4 protein-coding genes are annotated in these 6,107 nt (G+C 58.7%); 3 read left to right on the top strand and 1 reads right to left on the bottom strand.

The window, feature by feature from the left end; all coding sequences use genetic code 11:
• The first annotated feature begins 341 nt into the window (after window positions 1–341).
• Window positions 342–659, top strand: coding sequence for a PTS system regulator TmaR (tmaR, locus tag AACR77_RS01800; RefSeq protein WP_010672687.1), 318 nt, complete (start codon window positions 342–344; stop codon window positions 657–659).
• Window positions 660–872: 213 nt separating this feature from the next.
• Complete coding sequence (locus tag AACR77_RS01795) at window positions 873–3,956, top strand: transglycosylase domain-containing protein (RefSeq protein WP_042879409.1); 3,084 nt, start codon at window positions 873–875, stop codon at window positions 3,954–3,956.
• Window positions 3,957–4,042: 86 nt separating this feature from the next.
• Here the strand turns inward: AACR77_RS01795 and yjgA are convergent, their stop codons facing one another.
• On the bottom strand, window positions 4,043–4,567 hold the full coding sequence (yjgA, locus tag AACR77_RS01790) for a ribosome biogenesis factor YjgA (RefSeq protein WP_052224766.1): 525 nt from the start codon (window positions 4,565–4,567) through the stop codon (window positions 4,043–4,045).
• A 114-nt stretch (window positions 4,568–4,681) separates the two neighbouring features.
• Here yjgA and pmbA point away from each other — a divergent pair, with 114 nt between their 5' ends.
• A complete protein-coding gene (gene pmbA, locus AACR77_RS01785; RefSeq protein ID WP_010672690.1) occupies window positions 4,682–6,025 on the top strand; it encodes a metalloprotease PmbA in 1,344 nt (447 codons plus the stop codon).
• Window positions 6,026–6,107: the final 82 nt, after the last annotated feature.

Genomic DNA, 6,107 nt, shown 5'->3' with positions numbered 1-6,107 from the left:
GGGTTTTTTATTGCCTGAAATTAAGCCCTCACTGGAGGGCAAGCGGGCACTATGGTGCTGTTCGTCGTTCACTTGTTGCCTGTACCGGAAAAAGTTGCGCCTGCTCTGGCCGCATTGAACCCACATATTGGCTCTCTCCGTTCTCATCATTTTTAGCGTAATAACCCAGTCGGAGCCGTTCTGTCTAAACCCGCCGCCCGCGCTGCGATTGGGGTTGTATCTGAATCATAACTCGGTAGAGTAAGGGGCATTCCGGGTTTGCCCGTGCCATGGTTTCGGTTTCTTTTTCTGGTATGGGACTCTCCGCCTGTTTTCATTCACCTTCACTCAGTGGTACCGATATGGAACAAGTAAACAAGTCAACTTTCAACGATGTGCTGGAATATGTGCGTATGTCCCGTCGTCAGAACAAGCTCAAGCGTGAAATCGCGGACAACGAGAAAAAGATCCGTGACAACCAGAAGCGGGTACTGTTGCTCGACAACCTGAGTGACTATATCAAGCCCGGCATGAGCATTGACGAGGTTCAGGCCATCATCGCCAACATGCGGACCGATTATGAAGAGCGCGTAGATGACCATATCATCAAAAATGCCGAGCTTTCCAAGGAGCGCAAGGAGCTGAGTACCAAGCTGAAGAGTATGAGCACCAGCAAATAATACCGCCCCGCTCTCGTCAACACCGGCCTCTGGCCGGTGTTTCATTTTCATGCCGCAGCTCGGATCTCTTGCCGCGTTGCAACAATCGGCTCCCATTTTCACAATCGCCCTGTTAACATCGCTGCAAAGCGGTCAATAGATTTCAAGCCCTTGACTTGAAACGACTAAGCTTGATTGAAAGACAATAAATTGCGCAACCATGGTGGGGCTGATATGGGCGCATCAAAACAGACGGATTCAAATAAAGTGGCATCTCAGGATTCATCCGTACCTAATACGGACGGGCAACAACAGCGTAAACGCCGACCCTGGTGGCGCTGGTTGTTCTGTTTTATCTTTTTGCTTTGCCTGGCTGCCGTGATCGCCCTGGTGGGTTATGAAATGAAGACCTCCCGACTGCAGTCACAGGAGATCTCCCGCTATGCGGCCACCCTGACCTATCAGATCGAACCCGGCCCCAGCAAGCAAATTGCCTTCCCCGACGACGGCCCGTTCGACAAGCGACTCGGTTATGTGCTGATGCCCATGATCCAGGAACGTCTCGTTCAGCGTGGCTACCAGGTGAGCGAACAGGTCCGTTTTTCCGATGCGCTCTACAACTACGCCAGCCACGGTTTCTTCGTGCCTTATACCGAGAAGGTCCAGGCAGGATTGACACTCTATGACTGCCGTGCAGAACCTTTCTACCAGTACAAGTATCCGACTCATTACTATCCGGATTTCAATGCCATACCGCCCCTGGTCATCCAGTCTCTGCTGTTTATCGAGAACCGTGAACTCCTGAGCAACAAGGAACCGCTGGCCAACCCTGCCGTAGACTGGCCGCGCTTTGCCAAGGCGGCGCTGTCTCAGGTGGGCAAGGCGCTGGACATGCAGGATCAATCTGCTGGCGGCAGCACTCTGGCGACCCAGGTGGAGAAGTATCGTCATTCTCCCGATGGACTGACCGTTTCGCCGACCGAGAAGATCCGCCAAATGGTCTCGGCCAGCGTTCGTGCCTATCGGCTGGGGCCCGAGACCCTGGAGGCCCGCAAGCTGGTTGCCTGGGCCTACCTCAACTCTGTCCCGCTCTCTGCGGCGCCCGGTTATGGCGAGGTGCACGGTCTCGGTGATGGCCTCTGGGTCTGGTTTGGCGCCAATGTCGATGAGGTGAATCGACTGCTGGATCCCGCTCGCAACCAGGATTCCACCCTGGCCGAGCAGGGCCTTGCCTTGCGCCAGGTTGTCTCCCTGATGATCGCCCACCGCCGTCCTTCCTATTACCTGGCGCAGGGCAGAGAAGCACTGTCGACCCTGACAGACAGCTATCTGCGACTCTTCGTGCAGGAGGGAATGATCACGCCCCCCCTGATGGAGTCGGCTCTCAAGGCCAAGCTGGTCTTCCGCGATTTCCTGCAGGCACCTGCCATCACCAGGGTCAACAACAACAAGGGACTGCAGGTGGCTCGCACTCGTCTCAGTCGTCAGCTCGGGGTGCAGCTTTATGATCTGGATCGCATGGATCTGACGGCCAACACCACCCTCAATATGCCGCTGCAGAACGAGGTGTCACGGTATCTGCAGCAACTGGCAGACCCTGCATTCGCAGCCCAGGTGGGCCTGTTTGGTGAGCGCCTGCTCTCGCCGGAGAAGACGGGTGATGTGAAGTACAGCTTTACCCTGTTCGAGAAGACGCCGGAAGGGGTCAAGGTCAGGGTGCAGACCGACAACACGGACCAGCCGTTTGACATCAATGAGGGCAGCAAGCTTGAACTGGGATCCACCGCCAAGTTGCGGGTGCTGACGACCTATCTCGAGATTGTCACCGAGTTGCATGACAGCTACGGCAATATGCCGGTGGAGAGCCTGCGAAAGATCGAAGTGTCCGATCAGGACAACATCAGCCGCTGGGCCATCGCCTATCTGATGAGTGCCAAGGACAGAAGCCTGCCGGTGATGCTGGAGGCCGCACTGGACCGCAAGTATTCCGCAAGTCCCTATGAAGGCTTCTTTACCGGCGGTGGCATGCACACCTTCAACAACTTCCGCAAGGAAGACAACGGTCGCATCCCGCCCATTCGCGATGCGCTGCGGGAATCCATCAACCTGCCCTTCGTGCGCTTGATGCGGGACATCGTCCGCTACAGCCTCTACAAGGAGGGAAATCGTGCCCAGTTGTTGAAAGATGACAGGGATCCTCGCCGTACCGAGTACCTGGCCAAGTTTGCTGACAAAGAGGGCCAGACCTATCTGCTGAGGTTCTGGCGCAAATATCGTGGCAAGAGTGCAGAAGAGCAGCTCGATACCTTCCTCGATGGTCTCAAACCCAGCGCGGTGCGTCTCGCCGCCGTGCATCGCTATCTGATGCCGGAAGCCTCCCAGGCCGACTTTGCCGCTTTCCTGGCCAAGCGCCTGCCGCGGGAGAAATTGACCGAGAAGCGCATAGAGCAGCTCTATACCAATTACGGCCCCGGCAAATATTCTCTGCCGGATCAAGGTTATATCGCACGGGTGCATCCACTTGAGCTGTGGTTGCTTGCTTATCTCAAGGAGTTTAACAAGGCCACCTTTACCGATGCGGTAACCGCCAGCCGTGACGAGCGTCAGGAGGTCTACAGCTGGCTGTTCAAGACCCGTCATCGCAGTGCCCGGGATAGCCGGATCCGCACCATGCTGGAGGTTGAGGCCTTCCTCGACATCCATCAGCGCTGGGCTCGCCTGGGCTACCCGTTCGATCACCTGGTTCCGTCCCTGGCGACCGCACTGGGCAGCTCGGGCGATCGTCCTGCTGCGTTGGCCGAGCTGATGGGGATCATCCAGAACGGCGGCATTCGTGCGCCGACCCTGCGCATCGAGCACCTCTCCTTTGCCAAGGGGACCCCCTTCGCCACCGTCTTTGAGCCGGCGAACACCCAGGGGGAACGGGTGATGCCTGCCGAGGTGGCCAACGCCTTGCGCAATGCACTTTCCAAGGTGGTGGAAGGGGGGACGGCGCGGCGCATCGCCGGGGCCTTCGCCTTGCAGGATGGTACTGTCCTGGCCCTGGGGGGCAAGACGGGGACCGGGGACAACCGGATCGAGACGGTGGGTCGCTACGGCAATGTGACCAGTTCACTGGCTCGCAACCGGACTGCGACGTTCGTCTTCTACATCGGGGATGATCACTTCGGCACGCTGACGGCCTATGTACCTGGCAGCCAGTCCGACAAGTTCCGCTTCACGTCGGCGCTGCCTGTACAGGTGCTCAAGGGGATGGCCCCCCTGCTGGTCCCCTATCTGCAACCCGCTACTTATACCCAGTGCATGGCGGGCAGCTGAGCGGATAGCGTATGAAAAAACGGGGCCATTTCGGCCCCGTTTGATTATGTACTGCACGCCGCCCTGAGGCGGACGTGAGTCATCACTTACAACAGATCTTCAATTTCACCGCGCAGGTACTGGTACATCTCGCGATAGGCTACCGGCGGCTTGTTCAGCTCCCGCTCCTTGTTGGCGGTGCGGATCAGCTGACGCAGCTTCTGGCGATCCAGCTCGTGGAACTGGGACATCAGCTCGTTGAGGGCGCTGTCGCCTTCGGTGATCAGCCGCTCGCGCCACTGTTCGAGGCGATGCAGGCGGGCGTTCACGGTGGAGTGACGCATCTTGATGATGGAGAGGGCCTCTTCGATGGGGGCGACATCGCGGCTACGCATCAGACGGCCGATGAACTGGAGATGGCGACGGAAGGACTCATCCTTCTTCGGCTTGAGCTTGCGACCCAGCTCGACCGCTTCGGCGAGCTCTTCATCCAGGGGGATCTTCTCCAGCTCGCTGTGACTCAGGGAGACGATCTCTTCCCCCATCTTCTGCAAGGCTTCGGCATCACGCTTGAGCTGGCTCTTGCTGGGGCCCCAGTCTTCCCACTTGTTGTCGTCTTGATATTGACTCATCGGTCTCTGTATTCCTGTCATTCACGTTTGGCGGATATGTTACCAGCTTCTCCCGCTGGGCGCAGGGGTCTGATATGCTTAGCCCCTTTCCTTCCCTTCATACAGATGTGAGTTATGGACCAGCAAGATCAAATCCGCCAGGATCAATCCCATCTCGAGGCCGTGGTCGCCGAGGCCCTTGAGATAGCGAAAGGGCTGGGCGCCGGGCTTGCCGAAGTCTCCATCAGCAAACAGACCGGCCTCTCGGTGAACACCCGGGGCTGCGAGCTGGAAAGTATCGAATTCAACAAGGATGGCGCACTCGGCATCGCCGTCTATCGCGATGGTTGCAAGGGGTCCTCCTCCACCACGGATCTGACCAAGCCGGCCATTCGCGCCGCCGTGGAAGCGGCCATGGAGATCGCCCGCCACACCTCTCCCGATGACTGCGCCGGTCTTGCGGATGCGGATCTGCTGGCCTGGGATGCCCCGGACCTGCAACTGTGCCACCAAATCGAGCTGGATCCCCAGCGTGGCATCGCGCTGGCCATCGAGTGCGAGCGGCTGGCCCTGGGACGGGATGCCCGCATCAAGCACTCTGACGGAGCCAGTTTCTCCAGCCACCTGGGCGTCAAGGTCTATGGCAACAGCCACGGCTTCGTCAAAGGCTATGCTGCATCGCGCAACTCCCTGAGCTGCGTACTGATCGGCGAGCAGGATGGCGACATGCAGCGCGACTACGGCTACTCCTCCAGCCGCTCCCTGGACGGGCTGTGGAGCCCCCAGCGCATCGCTGACGAGGCGGTGGAGCGCACTGTTTCCCGCCTGGGGGCTCGCAAGATCAGCACCCGCCATGCCCCTGTGCTGTTCCACCCCGATACCGCTGCCGGTCTGTGGGGCCATCTGGTGATGGCCATCAGCGGGGGCAACCTCTATCGCAAGTCGAGCTTCCTGCTGGACAAACTGGGCAAGCAGATCCTGCCCGAGTGGCTCACCATCCAGGAGTTCCCCCACTTGCCGGGAGGACTTGCCAGCACCCCGTTCGACGGGGAAGGGGTTCGCACCCGCGACATGGACATCATCCGCAACGGCGAGCTGATGAGCTGGCTGCTCACCTCCTACTCCGCCCGCAAACTGGGCCTGACCACCACGGGCCATGCCGGGGGTATCCATAACTGGCAGGTTTCCAATACCGGCCAGGACTTCCAGGGCATGCTCAAGGAGATGGGTACCGGCCTGCTGGTGACCGAGCTGATGGGGCAGGGGGTCAACATCGTCAATGGTGATTACTCCCGCGGCGCAGCCGGTTTCTGGGTTGAAAATGGCGAGATCCTCTATCCTGTGGAGGAGATCACCATTGCAGGCAATCTAGCCGACATGTTCAGCCATATCGTGGCGGTGGGCAGTGATGAGGATGAGCGTTCCAGCCTCAAGACCGGCTCCGTACTGGTCGAGCAGATGAAACTGGCGGGGCACTGATCCCCTCCGTCCGATCTGGAATATGGTGTCTAGTCCTGAGTGTATGGAGATGGTATTCACCTGACAGTTGCCCACAAAAGGG

The sequence above is a fragment of the Aeromonas sp. ZOR0002 genome, from assembly GCF_963866995.1.
GTDB lineage: Bacteria > Pseudomonadota > Gammaproteobacteria > Enterobacterales > Aeromonadaceae > Aeromonas > Aeromonas caviae.
Note: the sequence above shows the minus strand (reverse complement) of the source record. Positions and strands in the feature narration are given on the sequence as shown.

Bases quoted from the DNA above. Each gene is read 5' to 3' on its own strand.
- yjgA (WP_052224766.1), bottom strand. From the start codon at position 4,567: ATGAGTCAATATCAAGACGACAACAAGTGGGAAGACTGGGGCCCCAGC.
- pmbA (WP_010672690.1), top strand. From the start codon at position 4,682: ATGGACCAGCAAGATCAAATCCGCCAGGATCAATCCCATCTCGAGGCC.
- tmaR (WP_010672687.1), top strand. From the start codon at position 342: ATGGAACAAGTAAACAAGTCAACTTTCAACGATGTGCTGGAATATGTG.
- AACR77_RS01795 (WP_042879409.1), top strand. From the start codon at position 873: ATGGGCGCATCAAAACAGACGGATTCAAATAAAGTGGCATCTCAGGAT.